We start from the raw sequence: 20,209 nt of genomic DNA, 5'->3' as shown, positions 1-20,209 counted from the left end.
CGATTGCGCAGGTCACCAGCTTGGCCGTGGTGACAACGGCCTTGTCGGTCAGCCCCGTTCAGGCCAGCTCGGACATCGACACACCGACGCCCTCCCAGGTGCGATCAGTTGACGTTCGTCCCGTGACGGGCAAGCCCGTCACGTTCAAGGACGACACGACCAAGAACCGCGGTGGAGCCGCACGGACGACATGGCCGAAGGCCGGGTCCGCCGTCGTCGACGTCCCTGCTCCGACGCCCCCGCAGAGCCGCGCCGCCACTCAGGGGCAGGCGACCCCAGCCTCCAAGGCCAAGGCCGGCACGCTGCCGGTATCGATGGTGCAAGCGCCGCAGTCCAAGACGCCACGGCTGAGCACCATGGCGACGAACCCCAAGGTGGAAGTGCAGCTGCGCGACCATGCCGACGCCCAGCGCGCAGGTGTCGACGGCGTTCTGTTCACCGCGGAGCCCGTTCAGCAGTCGGCCGCCCCTCCCGTGGTCAACGTCGGCGTGGACTACACGGCATTCAAGGATGCCTACGGCGGTGGCTGGTCCTCCCGACTCCACCTCGTACAGATGCCAGCGTGCGCACTCACTACGCCCGACGTGCCGCAGTGCCGCACCCAGACACCTCTGAACTCAGCAAATGACCCCGTCGGCCAGCAGGTGTCGGCGACGGTCCAACTGAACGCCACCGCCGTACCCCTTCTCACCCAGCCTGCGGCGAAGTCCTTTGCCGCCGCCCCCGCGGCCACGGTTCTCGCAGCCACGGCCGGCACCTCCGGCAGCGGCAGCGACTTCGGTGCCACACCCCTGTCGGCGACGGGTACGTGGAACGCCGGCGGAGCCAGCGGCGACTTCAACTACAGCTACCCGATCGCCGAGCCCCCGGTACCCGGCGGTCTCGCGCCCCAGGTGGCGCTCGGGTACTCATCGCAGTCGGTCGACGGCCGTATGTCGGGTGGTAACTCCCAGGCCGGATGGATCGGTGACGGCTGGGAGTACGCGCCCGGATCGGTGACCCGGACCTACATGCCGTGTACCGAAGACCCGGCCGGTACCGCTCCCAAGGTGGGCGACCAGTGCTGGGCCGGCCAGCTGGTGCACATCAACCTGGCCGGACACTCGGGCGACCTGGTCTTCGACGCCTCCAAGGCGCAGGACTGGCATGTGTCGAACGATGGCGGCGAGAAGGTCGAATACCTCAAGGGCGCGACCAACGGCACCTATGACGGTGGGTACTGGAAGGTCACCGCGGCCGACGGCACCCAGTACTTCTTCGGACTGAACCGTCCCAAGGGATGGACGACCGGCAAGACCGAAACGAACTCGGCCTGGACCGTCCCCGTGTACGGCGCGCACGCCACCGATCCCTGCTACAACGCCTCCGGCTTCGCGAACTCGCGCTGCGACCAGGCGTGGCAGTGGAACCTCGACTACGTCGTGGACAACCACGGCAACGCGATGTCCTACTACTACACGAAGGACACCAACTACTACGGCGTCAACGCCACCTCCACCGGTGTCGCCTACACCCGCAGCGGCTCCCTGCACCACATCGACTACGGATTCACCGACGGGTCGGCCTACTCCGCCGACGCTCCGGCGCGGGTCACCTTCACTCCCGGAGACCGCTGCTTCGCCACCACGTGCAATCCGATCGCCGACAACAAGGCCAGCTGGTACGACGTCCCGTACGACCTGACCTGTGCGAAGAACGCCACCTGCGCGAATCACGCACCGTCGTTCTGGACCACCAACCGGCTGGACAAGATCACCACCCAGATCCTGGATGCCGGCACGGCCAAGTACACCGACGTCGACTCCTGGGCTCTGAAACAGAGTTTCCCCGACCCCGGTGACGGAAGCGACCGCTCGCTGTTCCTGGACTCCATCCAGCGCACCGGCTACACCGGAACCGCCCTGCCGGCACTGCCACCCACCACCTTCGCCGGACAGCAGCTGGCCAACCGTTTCAACACCGGCAACGGCTATCCCAACTTCACCCGCTACCGCATCTCCGGAATCACCAACGAGAGCGGCGGCAAGACCGCCGTCACCTATTCCTCGGCGTCGTGTGCCCACCCTGCGGACCCCTCGGCCAACGTCGCCCCCTGCTACCCGGTCTACTGGACTCCGGCAGGGAAGACCAAACCCATCCTGGACTGGTTCAACAAGTTCCTGGTGAAGGAAGTCTCCGACAACGACACCACCGGCGGTGCCCCCGGAAACCTCACCCACTACGACTACCTCGGTGACGCGGCCTGGCACTACGACGACAACGAGCTGACCAAGCCCGCCTATCGCACCTGGAGCCAATGGCGCGGCTATTCCCGAGTCCAAGTTCGTACCGGCACGGTCGACAAAACGCTCAGCGAGACCTTGTACTACCAGGGCATGGACGGTGACAAACTGCCGTCCGGCAAGCGCACGGCCACCCTCTCCCTGCTCCCCGGCGTGACCGTAACCGGGGCTGCCGCCTCCGTGCCCGACCGCGAGGAACTCACCGGCCAGGCCCGGCAGACGGTCATCTACCGCGGGGAAGGCGGGGCGGTCGACCGCAGCACCGTCACCGATCACTGGGTGGGCGCCCCGACCGCGACACGGAACCGAGCGGGGTTGGACCCGGTCACCGCCCGTATGACGCGGGTGGAGAGTGTACGGACGACCACCGCCATTACGTCCAGTACTCCGACCTCGTGGCTCACCACTCGTTCCGACAGCGGCTACGACACCGCCACCGGTGCGGTGGTGTACACGCAGGACTTTGGTGACATCACCAAGCCGGAACAGGCCACCTGCACGACACAGACATACGCGCCGGCGAACACCACCACGAATGTCAGGAACCTTCCCGCCGAAACAGAGACGGTCGCCAAACCCTGCGGAACGGGTGGCAGCACGTCCAACGGGATGGCCGCGCCCGCGGGTGTCGACCGGGCCAAGGACGTGATCTCCGACGCCCGCAACTACTACGACACCGCCGCTCCCACCACCTGGCCGCCGGCCCTGCCCACCTGGCCACAGGATCCCCCGGCTCGCGGCGACGTCACCCTCGTGGCACAGGCCACCGGCTACACCTCCGGCGCCTACACCTACCAGGTCTCAAAGGCGGAGCAGTTCGACTCCACGGGACGCACCATCGCCTCCTGGGACCAGGCAGGCACCAAGGGCACCACCGCCTACACCGTGACCGGCGGCCACACCACAGGTGTGAAGCTCACCAACGCACTCAACCAGTCGGTCACCAGCACCCTGGACCCGGCCCGCGGCCAGACCCTCAGCGTCGTCGATGCCAACGGCGGACGCACCGACGCCACCTATGACGCCTTCGGCCGCACGACGGCGGTGTGGAATCCGGGCCGCCTGAAGTCAGCGGGCAAGAGCGCGAACACCACCTTCGCGTACCAGATCACCGCCACAGCCCCGTCGTCGGTGACGACCAAGTCACTTCTGGAGAACGGCTCCTACACCACCTCGATCCAGCTCTTCGACTCCCTGCTGCGGCCCCGTCAGACCCAGGACCAGAGCCCGAGCGGTGGCCGGGTCCTGTCCGACACCGCCTATGACAGCCAGGGCCGTAAGAACGTCGTCAACCATGCCTACTGGGACGGGTCGACCGCCCCGAACACCACGTTGGTGACCGGAACCGATCAGCAGATCACCAACCAGGACCTGATCTCCTACGACGGCATGGGCCGCGTCGTCCTGATCCGGTCGATGGACATGGGCCACGAGATCTCGCGCACCACCACCGTCTACGGCGGCGACCGCAGCACTGTCATCCCGCCGACGGGCGCGCGCCCGGTCACCACGGTCGTGGACGCCCGTGGCCGCACCACTGAACTGCAGCACTACACCACCGAGCCGACCGTGACCGGCGACCAGGTCAGTGGCGGCAACCCCATCCGTACGCAGTACGCATACGACGCTCTCGGCCGACCGAGCAGCATCACCGACGCCGAACAGCACGTGCGCACGTACGGCTACGACTTCCTCGGCCGCAAGATCACCCAGACAGACCCCGACACCGGGACGTCCCTCACCTCGTACAACGTCAACGGGCAGGTGAAGTCGGCCACCGACGCAGAGGGGCGCAGCACCGCCTACGCCTATGACGCGTTCGGCCGCAAGACCGCTCAGTACAACGGTCCGGACACCACCTCGCCCCTGTCGGCCTCCTGGACCTACGACGATCCGGCCGTACCCAACAGCGCCGGCCGCGCAACCTCCTCCACTCGCTACGCCGACGGCGCTACGGGGACGAAGAAGTACACGCAGTCGGTCACTGGCTTCACCGTCTCCGGAAAACCGCTGGGCACGAAGATCACCATTCCGGATGCCGAAGGCGCGCTCGCGGGTACGTATCCCTACAGCTCGTACTACACGCCCAACACGGAGCTCCCCTCCGACACCGACATCCCGGCCGTCGGTGGACTCGGGGAAGAACTCGTCTCCCAGACGTACAACGTCCTGGACCTGCCCACCGCGGTCGGCGGCGACGCCGCCCTGACGACTGCCACCACCTACGACGCCTTCGGCCGTGTCGCCCAGACGACTCTGGGCAACGCGGGCAAACGGGCCATCATCGGCTTCGACTACGACCAGCACACCGGTGCGATCAACCAGATCGCCACCGACATCTCCACGCAGACGGGCCGCACCGACCAGGTCAACTACAGCCGCGACAAGGCCGGCAACGTCACCGGGATCAGAGACACCCGTCAGGGCGGCAGCGTCGTCGACACCCAGTGTTTCCAGAACGATCTGCTGGGACGTCTCGTCCAGGCCTGGACGGTGACCGGTGACTGCGCCGCCGCTCCTGTCGAGGTAGGGCCCAATGCCGCTCTGGGCGGACCCGACGCCTACTGGACCAGCTGGAAGTTCGACAACGTCGGAAACCAGACCCAGCGCACCCAGCACGGCGTAGCGGGTACGGCCGGCAACACCGTCACGGATTACACCTACGGCCGCCCCAGCGACCGGACCCAACAGCCGGACACCCTCGCCGAGACCCTCAGCACAGCACCGGACGGCACCAAGACCGGCACCGCCTACACGTACGACAAGGCGGGCAACACCACCTCGCGCACCACCACACCCGGCAGCGACAGCCTGACATGGGACGGCGAAGGTGAACTCGTTCAGCTGAAGTCGACAGGCCAGGACTCCGCGAGCACCTACCTGTACGACGCAGACGGCACGCAACTCATCCGCCGCGATGCCGACGGCAAGGCCACCCTGTTCCTGCCGGGACAGGACGTCGTCCTGGACCCGGTGACCCACACCACCAGCGCCACTCGTTACTACTCGCTGCCCGGCGGTGAATCCGCCACACGCACCAGTGCCACTACCTACTCCTTCATCCTCAATGACCTTCAGGGCACCGGCCAGCTGCTGCTGGACAAGAACGCGGCGTCTCCCACCTGGCGCAGCTACACCCCTTACGGCGCGCCGCGCTCCACGAGCAGCACCCCCTGGCCCGGCAGCGAGGGCTTCGTCGGCGGAACCGACGACAAGAACACCGGCCTCACCCTGCTCGGCGCACGCCACTACGACGCCGACATCGGCCGCTTCGTCTCCGCCGACCCGGTCTTCGAAGCCACCGACCCGGACCAAATGGGCGGCTACGCCTACGCCGGATCCAATCCGGTCACCAAGTCCGACCCCTCCGGCCTGATGAACGCCGCTGACTGCGCCACCTACGCCTGCTGGCAGTCGATCACCGAAGCGTCGCGGGCCGACAACATGCGGCGCGCTCAATCGACCTGCACCACGGCCGAATGCGCCCGTTCCATCCTGGGCAGTGACTGCCACTGCACCGGGACCTCCACCTACACGAAGCCCTCCGGCGGTACCCACAGCGGCGGCGGCAGCAGCTTCCTCCACGGCCTGAAGAAGTTCGCCACCCATCCGATCGACACCGGCGCGAATTTCGTCAAGAAGCACAAAGTCGTCATCGTCAGCACCATCGTCGCTCTGGAAGTCGGCGCGGCCTGTTATGCGGCTGCGGGGGGAGCAGGTGCCGTTACTGGGGGTGCCGGATTCGCCTTGGCCGTCGGATGCGGAGCCCTGGCCGGCGCCGCATCATCGGCAGTCGAAAACGCCATGGACCCCAACGGGGACCACAGCGTCGCCGGATACGCCAACTCCGTTCTCACCGGTGCGGTCGTCGGTGCGGTGACGGGAGGTGTCTTCCACGGAGCTGCCACCCTGGCGGCCAAGGCGCTCAAGCCGCTGGCAGACAAGGTCGCCCCAGCAGTCAAGAGTGCCATCGCCAAACTTGGGGGGAAGTGCAACTCCTTCCTCGCCAACACGGCCGTCGCCATGGCCGACGGTTCCACCAAACCGATTCAGTTCATCACCGCGGGTGACCAGGTACTTGCGACCGACCCGGTCACGAAGGACACCCGGACCGAAAAGGTCACTGACACCATCGTCACCGACGCGGACAAGGACTTCACCCGCGTCACCGCCCACACCGAGACCGGCGCCACGGCAACCATCACCGCCACGGCCCACCACCCTTACTGGGACAACAAGACCAAGCGCTGGGTCAACGCCGCGGACCTCGCCCCGGGCGCCGAACTCCGCACTCCCGACGGCAGCACCCTCACCGTCACCGAGGTCGAAACCACCCGAGAGACGCACCGCACGTACAACCTGACGGTCGCCAACCTGCACACGTACTATGTGCTGGCGGGGGCCACGCCGGTCCTGGTCCATAACTGTGACGTTGTGAGTGCGGTCCATGCGGAGGCAGAAAAGGCAGCGGACCTGTCAAATACGCAGCGCCCGGAGGTAATTGAAGCTGTGCAAGTCGCGGGTCATGACCCTGTCGTGGGTGTAAGCGATGGAGGGGAAGGCCTGCGGCGTGTGCATCCGGTCATCCAGGAAATCCTCGATTCCATCGGGACTGCGCGAGGGAAGAATCATGGAGGGTGTGGTCTGGTTCAGTGCCTGACGGAAATCTTGGATGCCGGTCTTGATCCGACTGGAGCCACCGCTGCGGCCGTCAGGGGGCGCGCCAGAACGAACAAGAACTTCAAAGTGCTCATTGGACCGTGTGATAGTTGCAAGGTTCTCGTGCGGCACTTCGGTATTGATTTTGGGGGAGTGGAGTAGGTGTCTCGGTTCTCTCCGGAAGTAGACGTCGTTCTTCGGGAAAGTGGTTGGTTCCCGGGTCGCCGGACTGAAATCTTCCGATGGAAGGTTTCGGTGCCAGATTTCATCTGGCATGCGGCGGCGGAGAAGTTCCTGGAAGAGTTTGGTGGTATTAACGTTCATATCAGTGGTCCTGGTATTACATGCGCGCGGGAACCCTTCGAGATTGATCCAGATCTTGCCATTGGCGAGGAGGGGAGATTTGCGGAGCTTTCTGAACTGTTCGGTCGCAGATTCTTCCCGTTGGGAGAAGTCGGGCGAGGGGAATTCTTCTTGGCAATCGACGAGGAGGGTTTGATGTATCTCCTTGCAACTGCCGTGCTCAGCCTGGGTGCAGCGGATTTGGCCTTGGAGAACCTCGTTACCGGGGTTTCGGCGGAAAGGCTTAGCCCTCCGACTGGAAGCGGTTCCTAACGAGATTTTCCTCACTCCGGACGGCTGCGCCAATGGCTCGATGACGTTGATGAGGCGACGCCGGCTTCCAGGCCGAGGCGATCCGAGGAGATGCGGAGGTGGGCCCCGGGCCGTTTGGACACGTAGGCGGAGAGCTGGTCGTACAGGTCGGGGCTGCCTTCTGCGCGCTGTTTACCTCGGCGCAGCGCGCCTCGGCCGGTTGCTTGGGTTCTCACCGTCAGTCCGGGCGGACTGACCGATAATCTCGCGCTTGCGAAGTTCCGAGGAAAAGCAATGTCGAGTCAGTGATATTAGTGCAGGCCAGGCGGTGTTGCAGCGGTTTCGTCCGTTGTTGGTTCAGGAGTCATGGACGCGAGATTTTCAGTAAGCCGTGTGCAACGCCGGGTTAGCCGGCGGACGGAATATCGTCAGAGAGTCGACTGCCTGTCGGCAACCAGTCGGAGTCGAGCTCGAACGTGACACGGTAACCAGCACGGTTTCCCTCAGCATTCAGCTCCTTCACCGCGTCGAGTGCTATCCCGTCAACGTAATTGCTGGCGAAGACGCGGCCGGAGACCCACACCTGAACCGCTACGCGGCGGGAGAGGGCCGAGACCATGGACAGGTGTAGGGCTGGCCACGGATTCGCCGATCGCCCGAAGACGTGGTTCAGGTCGATGGAGTCGGCGCTCTCTGTGCCGGGAAGGTTATGCCCGTGGACGTCGATGACCAGCCGGGCCGGCGGCTCGATCTCAACGGCGAACGACTCGACGAGACCGGCGGCGACGGCCTCCTCATACTCGGTCCGTAGCGCTCGGACGATGCGATCCGGCAGGGTTGGATCGGTACGCCTCACTCCGAAGTACATCCCGGGGCGCATCCGGATCGCCGTGAACCATTCGAGTGCAACGATCTGGGCCCCTGAAAAGTACTCAGATATGGGGAGCTCACAGGTAGCTATGGCACTCCAGATGGCGCGATCCGCACTGATGCCGCAGCGGGCGAAGAGCGCCGTGCGGGCCTCTTCAGGCAGAGACCACAGCTCCTCCCGCTCTGCAATCGCTCGGGCGAGGGTCTGCTGAAGCGGATTCGGCTGCGGCTGGGGGTCACCGTCAGGGAAGAACACGGGCAGATACGGGGCCAACGAACTTGCGATGGACCTCTGTGACAGCGTCACAGCGGCGAGCGCGCCGGAGATCAGGGCAGGAGGGCTGTCCACGCGCTGGACCAGGACCTCCGCGATGAGGTCCGGGTAGGGCGGAACCATGAACTGGAGCGGTACGGCCATGCCTCCAAGGGATTCGCCAAAGGCGCGCGGGGAACGGCTCAGCGCAAGCAGCACGCTCGTGGAGGCCTCGTCGTCCGCGAGTGTCGCGGCCAGGGCCGCGCTGCCGCGTACAGCGGGGATGGGATCGTTCAGCCAGTGTCGAGGCACCCCGCCAAGATCTCCGATGGCGAAGACCAACGTAGCGCGGTCGTAAGGGCACTCGGCGAGCGCTGTCATCTCCTCGATCTGCTCAATCAATGCGTGGCGCAGCGTCGCGGCACTCGGATGGCGTGCGAGTCTGCCGACGGCCGCGGCTGCGCAGATCCGCTGCCGCGAACGGTCAGCTTGGAGATGAGGCAGCACTTTCGCCAGGATTTCCGGTGCTCTGTCGTAGCAGGCGAGCGCCTCGGACTGTTCGCCGCGTGCCCGGAACATCTCCGCGTCCTCGCCCAGGTCACCAACGACGGCTACCCGGTGGAGATAGGCAAGCATGGCGTCGCGCATCGAAGGGTCGTCAGGTCCCAGACGAGGATCGTCCAGGAACTCTGTGACGACGAGGGCGACGGGCGCCGTGACCGACCAGGCACCGCCGTCCGGGCGCAGCGTCTCGGACCAGAGGTGGGAGTAGCCGGCCACGAACGCTCGGGCATCGTCACCGAGCAGTGCACGCAGATGCCCGGGCGTGTCCGTCGCCGGACCGCGTGCGTGGGTGAACCGGGAACAGTCGAATGCGTCGAGGTGCCCTGCCACGTTCGCGCCCCTTCACGGTCGGTCGGGCCCGCCCAGGTCAGCTGGCCGGAGTGTTTCGGGCCCTGGAAGTAGGTCCATGAGCGCCGTCGGCGGATGGTACGTGAGAGCGCCTTCTACGGCAGGTCTAGGCCGCTGCCGACGCTGCGGCGAGATCGACTGGTACGTCTCGGTGGATTCCACCAGAGGACGGGCCCACCGGCACGCGGCTGGGCGCCAGAACCGACCCGGCGCCCAGGTCGCGCACAACTGAAGGAGGGACACGGCCGGTCGATGGGACCTGAAATCAGTCAGAAGTTCAGGCCGTACCGGGATGCTCGGTCTATGAGCGAAGACAGCCAACGGCAGGAAACCAGCCGACGCTGGTGGCAGCGTCTGTCGGTGTGGGGGATCACCTTCCCACTCCGCAGACCAACACCACCCGCTGTTTCCCGCAGAAGTACCAGCCCGACAACGACGTCCCGGCCACCACCGAATGGTTCAACAAGTACGTCGTCGACGCCGTCATCGCCACCGACCGCACCGGCGGCGCCCCGGACATGGTCACTCACTACACCTATCTCGACGGCGCGGCCTGGCACTTCGACGACAATGACGGCATCACCAAGGACAAACTCAAAACCTGGTCCCAATGGCGCGGCTACGCCCATACCCGGGTGGAGAACGGCGGCACATCCGGGATGTCCACCCAGGAGGAGCACTACTACCTGCGGGGTATGGACGGCGACCGCACCGACCCGGACGACAAGACCAAAACCCGCTCAGTGAGCGTTCCCAACGGCGAAGGAACGACGCTCACCGACGACCAGGCCTGGAGCGGATACGAGTACCGCAGTGAGGCCCTCGACGGCTCCGGCGGGAAGATCCTAGCCAAGAGTGTCAACGTCCCGTGGAAGCAGGAGAGCGCCAAGCGCGTCCTCGACTGGGGCACCACCACCTCCACCCGTGCCGGCACCGCCACGACCCGCAACTTCACCTCGCTCGACGCCGGAGCGGGGAACGCCTGGCGTGAAACCCGCACCAACACCACCGTCGACGCCTATGGACGCCCCAGCCAGGTCGAGGCACTCGGCGACACCGCCGTCACCGGTGACGACCAGTGCACACGTACCAGCTATGCCGACAACACCACCGCCTGGATCCTCACCGGCGTCATCCACACCGAGACCGTCGCGGCGAACTGCTCGGCCACGGTCAACCGCGACACCCAGGCCGACGGCACCTCCGCCGTCGTGGCCGACACCCGGATCCGCTACGACGGTCAGGCTTACGGAGCCGCTCCCACCAAGGGGCTCCCCACCCTCACTGAGACACTCAAGTCCCGGACCGGCACTACCGCCACCTACGTGGACAACGCGGTCACCTATGACGTCTACGGACGCGTCGTGACAAGCACCGCGCTCCCTTCCACCAGTGTCTTCGATCCCACCCACGACACGACTGCACCGGTCACCACGCCCGCGCCCAACCCGCGGACCACCACGACGGTGTTCACACCCGCGGTCGGGCGACCGACCAAGAGCGTGGTGACCAAACCTCCCGCCACGGTCGGCACGCCTGCCAGCGCACAGGTGACCACCACGTACCTCGACCTGCTGCGCGGCCTGCCGATCCTTACCACCGACCCGAACAAGCGGCGCACCGATCTGCAGTACGATGCACTCGGCCGCACCCAAAAGGTCTGGCTGCCCGACCGCTCGAAGAACGCCAACGAAACCCCTAACGACGAATTCCGTTATGCCAGCGCTGATGGGGCCATCCGAGCGGTCGCCACGCTGTCGTTGAACAACGACAGCTCCCAGGACACCTCCTACACCCTTTACGACGGCTTCGGTCGCGCCCGCCAGACCCAGACGCCGGGCGCCGACGGCGGCCGCATCCTCACCGACACCTTCTACGACGAACGCGGACAGGCCGTCCTCGCCTACGCCCCGTACTACGCCACCAACCCCGCCTCTCCGATCTTGTTCAAGGTCGAGGACGCCACCGGGGTCGAGAGCCAAACCGCAGTGAAGTTCGATGGCCTGGGCCGCCCGGTGAAGTCCACGCTGCTGTCCGGAAACGGAGTCGGCACCCCGCTGGCCACCACCACCACGGTGTACGGCGGCGACCGAACCACCATCACCCCGCCTAAGGGCGCTACACCCACCACCACCATCACGGACGCCGCCGGCCACACCACCGAGCTGCGCCAGTACAAGTCGGCCACCCCCACTGGCGTCTACGACGCCACGACCTACAGCTATGACTCGGCCGGTCATCTCACCAAGCTCATCGACCCGTCGAACGCCGTCTGGACGTGGACCTACAACCAGCTCGGGAACCAGGTCAAGGCCGTCGATCCGGACAGCGGAACTTCCACACAGACATACAACGACCGCGGTGAACTCCTCGCCACCACTGACGGCCGCAGCAAGACCATCACTCACGTCTACGACAACTTCTCCCGCCCGACCGAAACCCATGACGGCACCGCCACCGGGCCCCTGCTGACATCGCAGACGTGGGATCCCTCCGGCAATCAGGGACTTCCGGACACCACCACCCGCTACGTCGCGGTGGGCAGCACGACCTACCAGTACAAGACGAAGGTCACGCTCTACGACAACCTCGGCCGCCCCAACACGACGGTTCTCACCGTCCCGTCGATTCCCGGTCAGGAAGCACTCGCCGGCGACTATGTCACCGGGATGGCCTACAACCTCGACGGCACTGTCCGCGGCAACTCGTACCCGTCGGCCGGTAACCTCCCAGCCGAGTCCGTCGCCACGATCTACGACAAGCTGCACCGTCCGGCCACAATCAGCAGCCCGCTGTCGGGATACCTCGGCAACCAGACTTACAGCCTGACCAACAAGCCGCTGAAATCCACCTTCAACGCAGGCGGCAAGAGCACCTACGTGACCAACGCGTACGAGCCGGGAACCCAGCGCCTGTCCAGCAGCCGCACTGACGCCGAAGGCGATCCGGTCCCCGTACGCGCGGCAGGCTACTCCTACGACGAGGCCGGCAACGTCAGATCGCTGACCGAGGTGTCCCACGACGGCACCGATCGTCAGTGCTTCCAGTACGACTACCTCGCCCGCCTCACCGAGTCCTTCACCCCCAACGCTGCCGCCTGCCCCGATACACCCGACGGCACAGCCCTCGGCGGCCCGGCCCCGTACTGGACCAGCTACACCTACAACCCCGACGGCACTCGCAAGACGGAGACCCAGCACGACCCCACCGGCGCCACCGCTCTGGACAAGGCCCGGGCCTATACCTACCCCGCGACCGGGGCCCCCCACCCCCACTCGCTGACCGGCACCGACACCCTCACCGGCGGAACCGGCAGCCCCGTCAATGAGGCGTACGGCTACGACGCCTCGGGACACACCACCGAGCGCCATCTCAACCCCAGCCCCACTCTGGCCAATGACCAGAGCCTGACCTGGGACTCCGAAGGCCACCTGGCCAAGGTTCAAGACACCGTCAAGACCAAGACCGGCTCCACCACCTTCACCACGACCAAGACCACCGACTACGTCTACGCCCCGGACGGAACCCGCCTCACCGCCCACACGGTCGACACCGCCCATCCGACTGCGGAGAACACCACCCTGTACCTCGGCTCCACCGAGCTCAACCTCGTCAAGGGCGCAACAAAGGCCACCGGCACCCGCTACTACCCCCTGGGCGCCGCCACCGCGGTACGCACCAACGACAACAAGGTGGCCTTCCAGGTCACGGATCACCACGGCACCGCCGCTGTCAGCATCGACGCCACCACCGGCGCTGCCACGCAACGCCGCTCTACCCCGTTCGGAGCCGACAGGGGAACCGCCCCCGCCGTCTGGGCCGGAACCAAGGGATTCGTCGGCGGCACCAACGACACCGACACCGGGCTCACCCACATCGGTGCCCGCGAATACGACTCGGCCATCGGTCGTTTCATCAGCGTCGACCCGATGATGGTCACAGCGGACCCCCAGTCCCTCAACGGCTACACCTACAGCGATAACAACCCCGTCACGCTCAGCGATCCAACAGGCCTCAGGATCTTCGAGGGCGATAGCGACGGTGGCTACGACACCAACGGACCTGGCGGAGCCAGCGGATCCTACGACCGTGTGGGGAAAGCCCGCTCGGGTGGGGGAATCAATAATCTGGCCGCCATCGGGGACCCTCACGCCGGCGATGACGAAGACAGCATCGGTGATGACCTCAAGCAGACCTGGAATGGCTTCTGGGGAGCGACGAAGAGCACCGGAAGCGGAATCAAAAAGGCCGTCACCAGCCATGCCAAAAATATCAACAACTGTTTCGGCGGCAGCGGTAGCGCGTGCGTCGACGTAGCAGCCACCTACTGGTCGTACAGCCCCATGAACTACCAGTTCTACATCGACAACTACCACGGGATCGTAGACCCGGCAAAGGACATAGCGGACGACTACGCTCATGGCCGCGACGAAGGCGGAGGGAAGCTCCTATTCTTCGAACTGAGCATCCTCATAACCCACAAGGCGCCTGAACTTGTCAAGGGTGGTAACGGCGCCAAATCGCCACCGTGCAGTTTCCCTGCCGGAACTCTGGTACTCCTTGCCGACGGCACGACCAAGGCCATCGACCAAATGGCAGTCGGTGACGAAGTTCAGTCAGCAGACCCAGAAACGACAGAATCCGGGCCACAGCCTGTCGATGCCACCATCGCAACCCCCGACGACATCAACTTCACCACGCTCACCGTCGCCGGCACTGCCGGAACCAGTGCACTCACCTCCACTGACAACCATCCCTACTGGTCGCCGAGCGAAGCGGCCTGGATTCACGCAAGCGACGTGCTGCCTGGTATGACTTTGATCTCCCAGGAGGGCGAGATCCTGCAGGTTGTTGCGGCCAAGCACTTCCGCAAGCTGCAAGCCGCTTACAACCTGACAGTCCGAGGATTTCACACGTACTATGTGCTGGCAGGCGCCACGTCGGTCCTCGTTCACAATTGCGGCGGCTATTTCCCTGGTCATGCAAAGTCGTGCGCCTGTGAAGGAATCGGAGACATCACTCTCGGTAAGGTTCCTCAGGCGCCAGTTGTTTCGCGTGGCGCTACCGGAATCAGCAGGGCGGAGCGTATATCGGATGCGGGATCTATCGCGCGCGGGCACGCGAACGCTAAGCATGGCAGTGAATTTCCCGGAATGTCTGCTAGCGATCTCGAGGGCTTGGTTCGGGGTACGATGAGTAATCCTTCCCGAACGAAACCGCTAGGTAGCGGCAGGGAGGCATATTTGGGTCGCGATGGTTCTACGGTCGTAATCCATGACCCCATGAGCCCGGATATGGGAACTGTGTTCAGTCGAGGTGCGGAAACGATAGATGACTACTGGAAGGGTTTGAATTGATGGTAGATCATTCGTTGCAGCCGAGTCAGATGCTGACAGAATCTGAGGTGCACTTGATAGGGCGCGCCCTCCTTGAGTGGGGAGGGCCCGCTCGATGTAGCGATGATCTCGCTGTGGCGATCGGGTTTGCCGACTTCTCGGATCTAATCGATAGGAGCCGCGGGCTGCGCGAGATGCTGGCGAATGATAGTCCCATTTCACGCGCTGATTGGGCTCGGATCCTCTTGGGGGTAGAACTTGTCTTCATCAGCGATCTCGCTGGGTCAGGTGTTGAATGGTCGACAACCACAGGGTTCAGTGATGAATTCACCGTGTCGGCCATCCGATCGATTCAGAGGAAGCTTGCTGGATTTGTTCGTCCGTACTACGGAAAGCGCCCAGAATAGATCTACTTACGGATAACGGCGGGTCGTTGCATGTCGATTTCATCTATAGGAACTGCTCTCCTTCGCGCCGCCCGGTGAAGGGAAAATTGGTATTGAAGAGGATTTTCTCGTAAGTGCTCATCGCGATGGGCTCGTATTGTCGGAGTTCGATCATTAATCGAGTTCGCGAGAAGCCCCGCCGTGTTTCATTCCGGCGGGGCTTCTGGAGTGTTTGACGGCAACGTCAGCGGACGATGGCTGCGGCGGGCGGATCGTTGGGGTCTGCGTCGGTGGGCCGAGCGCGGCGCCCAAGGGGTCGATGGCTTGGCGTTGCAGGCGGAGTCGGACGTGGGCGTAGACGCTGGCGGTGAAGCCGGCGTGGCCCAACAAGTCCTTGATGACGACGAGGTCGACGCCTTGTTCCAGGAGTAGGCGGCGGTCGTGGAAGCGGATGCGGCGGGTGACGTTGGCGGGGTCGAGGCGCCGGCCTATCGGCGTGGTGAAGACGAGGCTGCTGTCCTACCAGACTGACCCAGCGGTCTCTCGCTCCTTCGCCTGCCGTCCCTTGTACTTCTTGAAGGAGCGGAGGCATTCCGTGGGGAGGGCGATGCGGCGTTCGGGTGCTCGTGTTTTGGTAGGTAGGTGGGGTGAGGCCGCCAGTGCGGGTGCATCCGCAGCGGCAGCGGGCGGAGCCGTTGACGTGTCGTCCGTGGACGGGGCCGTACGAGGGCGCGGTGAAAGTGGCGAAGACGCGGGGGTGGGTGGTGACCTGGTCGGGGATGGTCTTGCCGCCGCGCAGGCCGGCGGTGATGAGCTGGTAGGTGTCCTGACGGTAGAGCTCGGCACAGGAGGGGCAGCGGGTGGTGAGGCGGTTGCCGCAGCGGACCAACGGGTGCCCGGCGGGCAGTTCCTCGGACTTCAGTTCGCGCAGAATCTCGCCGGTGAAGGCGTCGATCTCGGTGCGGTGGCCTTCGAGCCGGATCGGCTGGGCGCAGCCGCCGAGCGAGGACATTTGCCGTACCACGCCGAGCAGGTCGCGATACCCGGTGAATGTGGGCAGCGCGTGTGCAGCCGGTTCGGGGCGGGGCATCGTGGTGGTGGGGTCGTGCGGTGGGATGCTGGCGGGGACCTCGCTGCACTCGGCACACGTGTGCCGTATACAGATGAGAGGGAGGCCCCTGCCGGGGCGAGGGTTTGGCGACTACACGCCCTTGCCGGGGATCACAGCGAAGGGGGACCAGGAGGTGGCGGTCACGCTGCATTGTCCAGTTCGATGTGGTCGGGCAGTTCGCGGACCTTGAGCCCTTCGGCGCACATCAGGTCGTTGATCTGCCAGCAGGCTTCGGTGGGTAGGTAGACCGAGCGCAGTCGGACGGGGGGCATGTCGCCTACGGAGGCGATGGAGACGCCTTGTGCATGGTGCGGTCGGCGGCGGTGATGTCCAGCTCCCGGTCATCGGGGAAGTCGTGTAGTCCTCGACGGTGTCGACGCGGTGGCAGATCCGGGCGGACAGGTTTGTGCGTACAGCGGTGGTGAGCACGTCGGCGGAGGGTTTCTCGGTGAGGGGCCACAGCCGTATGCCGAACTTGGCGCCCTGGCTGGCGATGGCGAGCGGTTCGGCCTTGAAGCGATAGCGAGCCTTGCGCTCCGGGTGGCAGGTGTAGTTCGCCACCTCGTCGATCACCACGAGCAGCAGAGGCAGTTCGGGGCTGAATTCGGTGATGCGGTCGGTGCGACCGGACCAGAACAGCCGCTCGCGGCGCTGCATCTCCTCGCGGACCCAGCGCAGGATCTCGGTTCCAAAGCCTGCCCGAGTTGAGCCAGCGTACGGCTTCCTGACCATGCCCGGCCCTAACCCGGGCAGGACACCGGCCAAACCACACTCCACCGCCCTCACGCGCGTAGCCGTCTGACGGCAACACGGGCGCACAGCATGGGACTTCCACGTACGCCCACGGACAGGCCGGAATTCGCTGACCAGCGAGAACGCAGATGATGCCCGCCCGGCGAGCACACGTACTTTGTGCTGGCAGGCGCCACGGCGGCTTTGGTCCCATAATTGTGGCGGCTCTTTCCCGGGGCACGCCGACTCGTGCGGATGTGAGGGCATCGGTGACATCACGCCCAGGGAGGTCCCAAAGGCCGCCAATCCGGCTGATGACTTCACGCATCACGCAATGCAGCGGCTGGAGCAGCGTGGGGTTTCGGAAGAGGATGCTCAAGCCGTTCTTGGGAAAAAGCCCTTCTCCGAACATCATGATGATCAGTGGAAGATGGGCTACTGCGATCCCAATTCCAAGGTGTTTGTCGCCAAGGCAAACGATGGGAATGTAAACACGGCGATGACCAATGTGGGCAGGTCCTACATCAACCGCCTTCAGGGCGGGGGCTGATTATGGCGGATGCCCGAATCGCATACGACCAGAAGGCGAACGTTGCGTACGTCTACTTCGCTGATCCGCAAGCGAATCCGAAGGCGGCACGCATGTATCCCTGCGATCCGTCCGAAGTCGAAGGTGTAATCAACCTCGACTTTTACGAGAACGGGTGCCTCATCGGAATCGAAGTGCTTGCAGCCAGTTCAAAGCTGCCGCAGTACATGCAACGTCAGTGGTGCTGTGCTTGGCCCTGCGGAGCAGGGCGTTGAAGCGTCGGGTGGTGGTGGCTTCCTCAGTGAGGGCGCCATGGGGCAGGCGAAGGCGTAGTCGGGGTCCCCCCACCAGCGGACCGCCGCTTTGCGCATCAGGCGATGCCGCGAGGACGAGGGGAGGCAGCTGTTCAGAGTTTCATTACTTGATCAAGGTGCTGCGGGCGGCGCAGGGCCAGTGGCGGGATTTGACGAACAGCTGGACCGCGGCAGGGCAGTTGTGCTGACACCATCGATGTTGCCGCTGGTCAGAGGTGTTCGGTGCGCCTGCCCAGTCTCACATCGAAGGACAGACATACTGGCAAAATGCGCATCGACTTTGATCCCGCGGACGTGGACCGGGCCGCCTTCTACAGGCTGCTGACCTCGGTGGTCGTGCCTCGGCCGATTGCTTGGGTGTCCACCGTCAGCCCGGACGGCCTGACCGACAATCTGGCACCGCACAGCTTTTTCACCGTGGCCTGTGTCAGTCCGCCGATCGTGCAGTTCACCTCGGTCGGGCGGAAGGACTCGTTGCGCAATATCGAGGGGACGGGGGAGTTCGTCGTGAACTTTGCGCCGGAGCATCTCTTCGAGCAGATCAATGCGACGGCGACGGACTTTCCGGCCGGGGTGAGTGAGTTCGATGCGGTGGGGATCGCCCGGGAGCCGAGTCTGCGGGTGAAGCCGCCGCGGGTGGCGGCGTCGCCGGTGGCGTTGGAGTGCGAGATGCACAGCATGGTGCGGATGGGGGACTCGACGGTGGTGTTCGGGCGGGTCGTGCATGCGGCGGTGTCCGAGGCGGTGCTGGTCGACGGGCATCCTGAGGTGCGGAAGCTGCAGCCGCTCGCGCGGTTGGGGAAGGACGAGTGGGGTGCGCTCGGGGAGATCCTGGAGATCTCCCGGATCCGGTTCGAGGACTGGCCGGGCGCAGGCGGCTGAGGATGCGTCACATGGATCGCCGGTAGCCCGGTTGGGCTGACGTCGTTGCCTCCCAGGGGTGACTGCTGTCGCAGGTCCCACGGTTGCGTGGTGGGATCGAACGACAGTCAGATTTCCTGATCATGGAGTCGCGTCGATGACGATCCGCACACGACACGGGGCGCTGGCCGTGGCCGCCGCTCTGCTCGGAACCGTTGCTGTCAGTGCCTGTGGCGGTGCCGCCGGGCCGCAGGCCGGACCCGTATCGAAGGGGGATGTCGGGCAGGCGGGCTCGTCCGGCGCTGCTTCGCAGCTGAAGGGGTTCACGCTCGTCGCCTCCGGGGACGTGCTGCCCCATGCGGTGATCATCCGTCAGGCCCAGGCGGACGCCGGAGGACACGGCTACGACTTCCACAAGATGCTGGCTGGCGTGAAGCCGGTGGTCAGCAAGGCGGATCTGGCGATCTGTCATATGGAGACGGTGTACGGCGCGAAGGACGGTCCCTTCACCGGCTATCCGACGTTCAAGTCGCCGCCGCAGGTCGCCCAGGCGCTCAAGGACACCGGTTACGACTCCTGCTCCACGGCCTCCAACCACACGCTGGACGACGGTGCGGACGGGGTGCAGCACACGCTCGACGCCATGGACGCGGTCGGTGTCCGGCACGCCGGTTCGGCCCGTACCGCCGCCGAGGCCGACAGGCCGGCGCTGCTGAAGGCCGGGAGCGCCACCGTCGCGCAGCTCGCCTACACCTACGACACCAACGGGTTCCCGCAGCCCGAGGGGCATCCGTGGGCGGTCAACCTCATCGATCCCGACCGGATCATCGCCGACGCGCGGGCCGCCCGGAAGGCCGGGGCGGACGTGGTGCTGGTGAGTCTGCACTGGGGAACCGAGTGGCAGGACGAGCCGGACGAGATGCAGCTGACCGTTGCCCAGCAGCTCACCGCGGCGCGGACCGGCGGGCGTCCGGACATCGATCTGATCCTGGGTACCCATGCCCACATTCCCCAGGCGTACGAGAAGGTCAACGGCACCTGGGTCGTCTACGGGATGGGCGATCAGGTCGCCGGTGAGATGTTCAACTACGACGACAAGCAGGACGCGCGCGGCAACATGGGGTCCATCGCCCGGTTCACCTTCGCTCCGCCCGCGACGGCCGGACAGCGGTGGACCGTGCGCAAGGCCGAGTTCATTCCGCAGCTGATGGACCTCAGCGCGCCGTACCGCGTCGTGACCCTCAACGACGCGCTGCGCCAGAACCCGCGCCGCGCCGACTACCTCAGGGCTCGCGATCACATCCGCACCATGGTCCTGAGCCGTGGCGGTGCCGCCGCCGGGCTCACGATGGTCCCCTGACCATGTCTCC

At 65.2% G+C, this 20,209-nt stretch carries 11 protein-coding genes; 8 read left to right on the top strand and 3 right to left on the bottom strand.

Translation table 11 applies throughout. The annotated features are described in order from the left end of the window. Positions 1–122: 122 nt before the first annotated feature. Both LNW72_RS41580 and LNW72_RS06355 read left to right on the top strand, forming a co-directional pair. Positions 123–7,103: a polymorphic toxin-type HINT domain-containing protein gene (locus LNW72_RS41580; protein WP_250974476.1), complete on the top strand. Its 6,981-nt coding sequence runs from the start codon at positions 123–125 to the stop codon at positions 7,101–7,103. Continuing rightward, positions 7,104–7,556 (top strand): SUKH-3 domain-containing protein, encoded by a 453-nt coding sequence (locus tag LNW72_RS06355; RefSeq protein ID WP_250974475.1) that lies wholly within the window; start codon positions 7,104–7,106, stop codon positions 7,554–7,556. A gap of 385 nt (positions 7,557–7,941) precedes the next feature. Here the strand turns inward: LNW72_RS06355 and LNW72_RS06350 are convergent, their stop codons facing one another. Continuing rightward, positions 7,942–9,552: a hypothetical protein gene (locus LNW72_RS06350; RefSeq protein WP_250974474.1), complete on the bottom strand. Its 1,611-nt coding sequence runs from the start codon at positions 9,550–9,552 to the stop codon at positions 7,942–7,944. Positions 9,553–9,932: 380 nt separating this feature from the next. On the opposite strand from LNW72_RS06350, the gene LNW72_RS06345 reads away from it, so the two are divergent. After that, positions 9,933–14,927 (top strand): polymorphic toxin-type HINT domain-containing protein, encoded by a 4,995-nt coding sequence (locus LNW72_RS06345; RefSeq protein ID WP_250974473.1) that lies wholly within the window; start codon positions 9,933–9,935, stop codon positions 14,925–14,927. Positions 14,928–15,536: 609 nt separating this feature from the next. Here LNW72_RS06345 and LNW72_RS41575 read toward each other — a convergent pair. Both LNW72_RS41575 and LNW72_RS41110 read right to left on the bottom strand, forming a co-directional pair. Further along, entirely contained in the window at positions 15,537–16,304 is a 768-nt protein-coding gene (locus LNW72_RS41575) for a replication initiator (protein WP_374117402.1), read from the bottom strand. Positions 16,305–16,543: 239 nt separating this feature from the next. After that, positions 16,544–16,675, bottom strand: a complete 132-nt coding sequence (locus LNW72_RS41110) for a hypothetical protein (RefSeq protein ID WP_285369340.1) — start codon at positions 16,673–16,675, stop codon at positions 16,544–16,546. Between the two features lie 109 nt (positions 16,676–16,784). Between LNW72_RS41110 and LNW72_RS06330 the strand changes: the two genes are divergently transcribed. From LNW72_RS06330 to LNW72_RS06310, 5 genes are all read left to right on the top strand, one after another. Further along, entirely contained in the window at positions 16,785–17,111 is a 327-nt protein-coding gene (locus LNW72_RS06330) for a hypothetical protein (protein ID WP_250974472.1), read from the top strand. Positions 17,112–17,469: 358 nt separating this feature from the next. Then, positions 17,470–17,685: a hypothetical protein gene (locus LNW72_RS06325; RefSeq protein WP_250974471.1), complete on the top strand. Its 216-nt coding sequence runs from the start codon at positions 17,470–17,472 to the stop codon at positions 17,683–17,685. Between the two features lie 2 nt (positions 17,686–17,687). After that, positions 17,688–17,939: a DUF2283 domain-containing protein gene (locus LNW72_RS06320; RefSeq protein ID WP_250974470.1), complete on the top strand. Its 252-nt coding sequence runs from the start codon at positions 17,688–17,690 to the stop codon at positions 17,937–17,939. A 306-nt stretch (positions 17,940–18,245) separates the two neighbouring features. Next, on the top strand, positions 18,246–18,860 hold the full coding sequence (locus LNW72_RS06315) for a flavin reductase family protein (protein ID WP_250974469.1): 615 nt from the start codon (positions 18,246–18,248) through the stop codon (positions 18,858–18,860). A 136-nt stretch (positions 18,861–18,996) separates the two neighbouring features. Then, positions 18,997–20,199, top strand: a complete 1,203-nt coding sequence (locus LNW72_RS06310) for a CapA family protein (protein ID WP_250974468.1) — start codon at positions 18,997–18,999, stop codon at positions 20,197–20,199. Positions 20,200–20,209 lie beyond the last annotated feature (10 nt).

The organism is Streptomyces sp. RKAG293 (assembly GCF_023701745.1).
GTDB lineage: Bacteria > Actinomycetota > Actinomycetes > Streptomycetales > Streptomycetaceae > Actinacidiphila.
The sequence above is the reverse complement of the archived record's forward strand: the minus strand, read 5'-3'. Positions and strand labels throughout refer to the sequence as shown.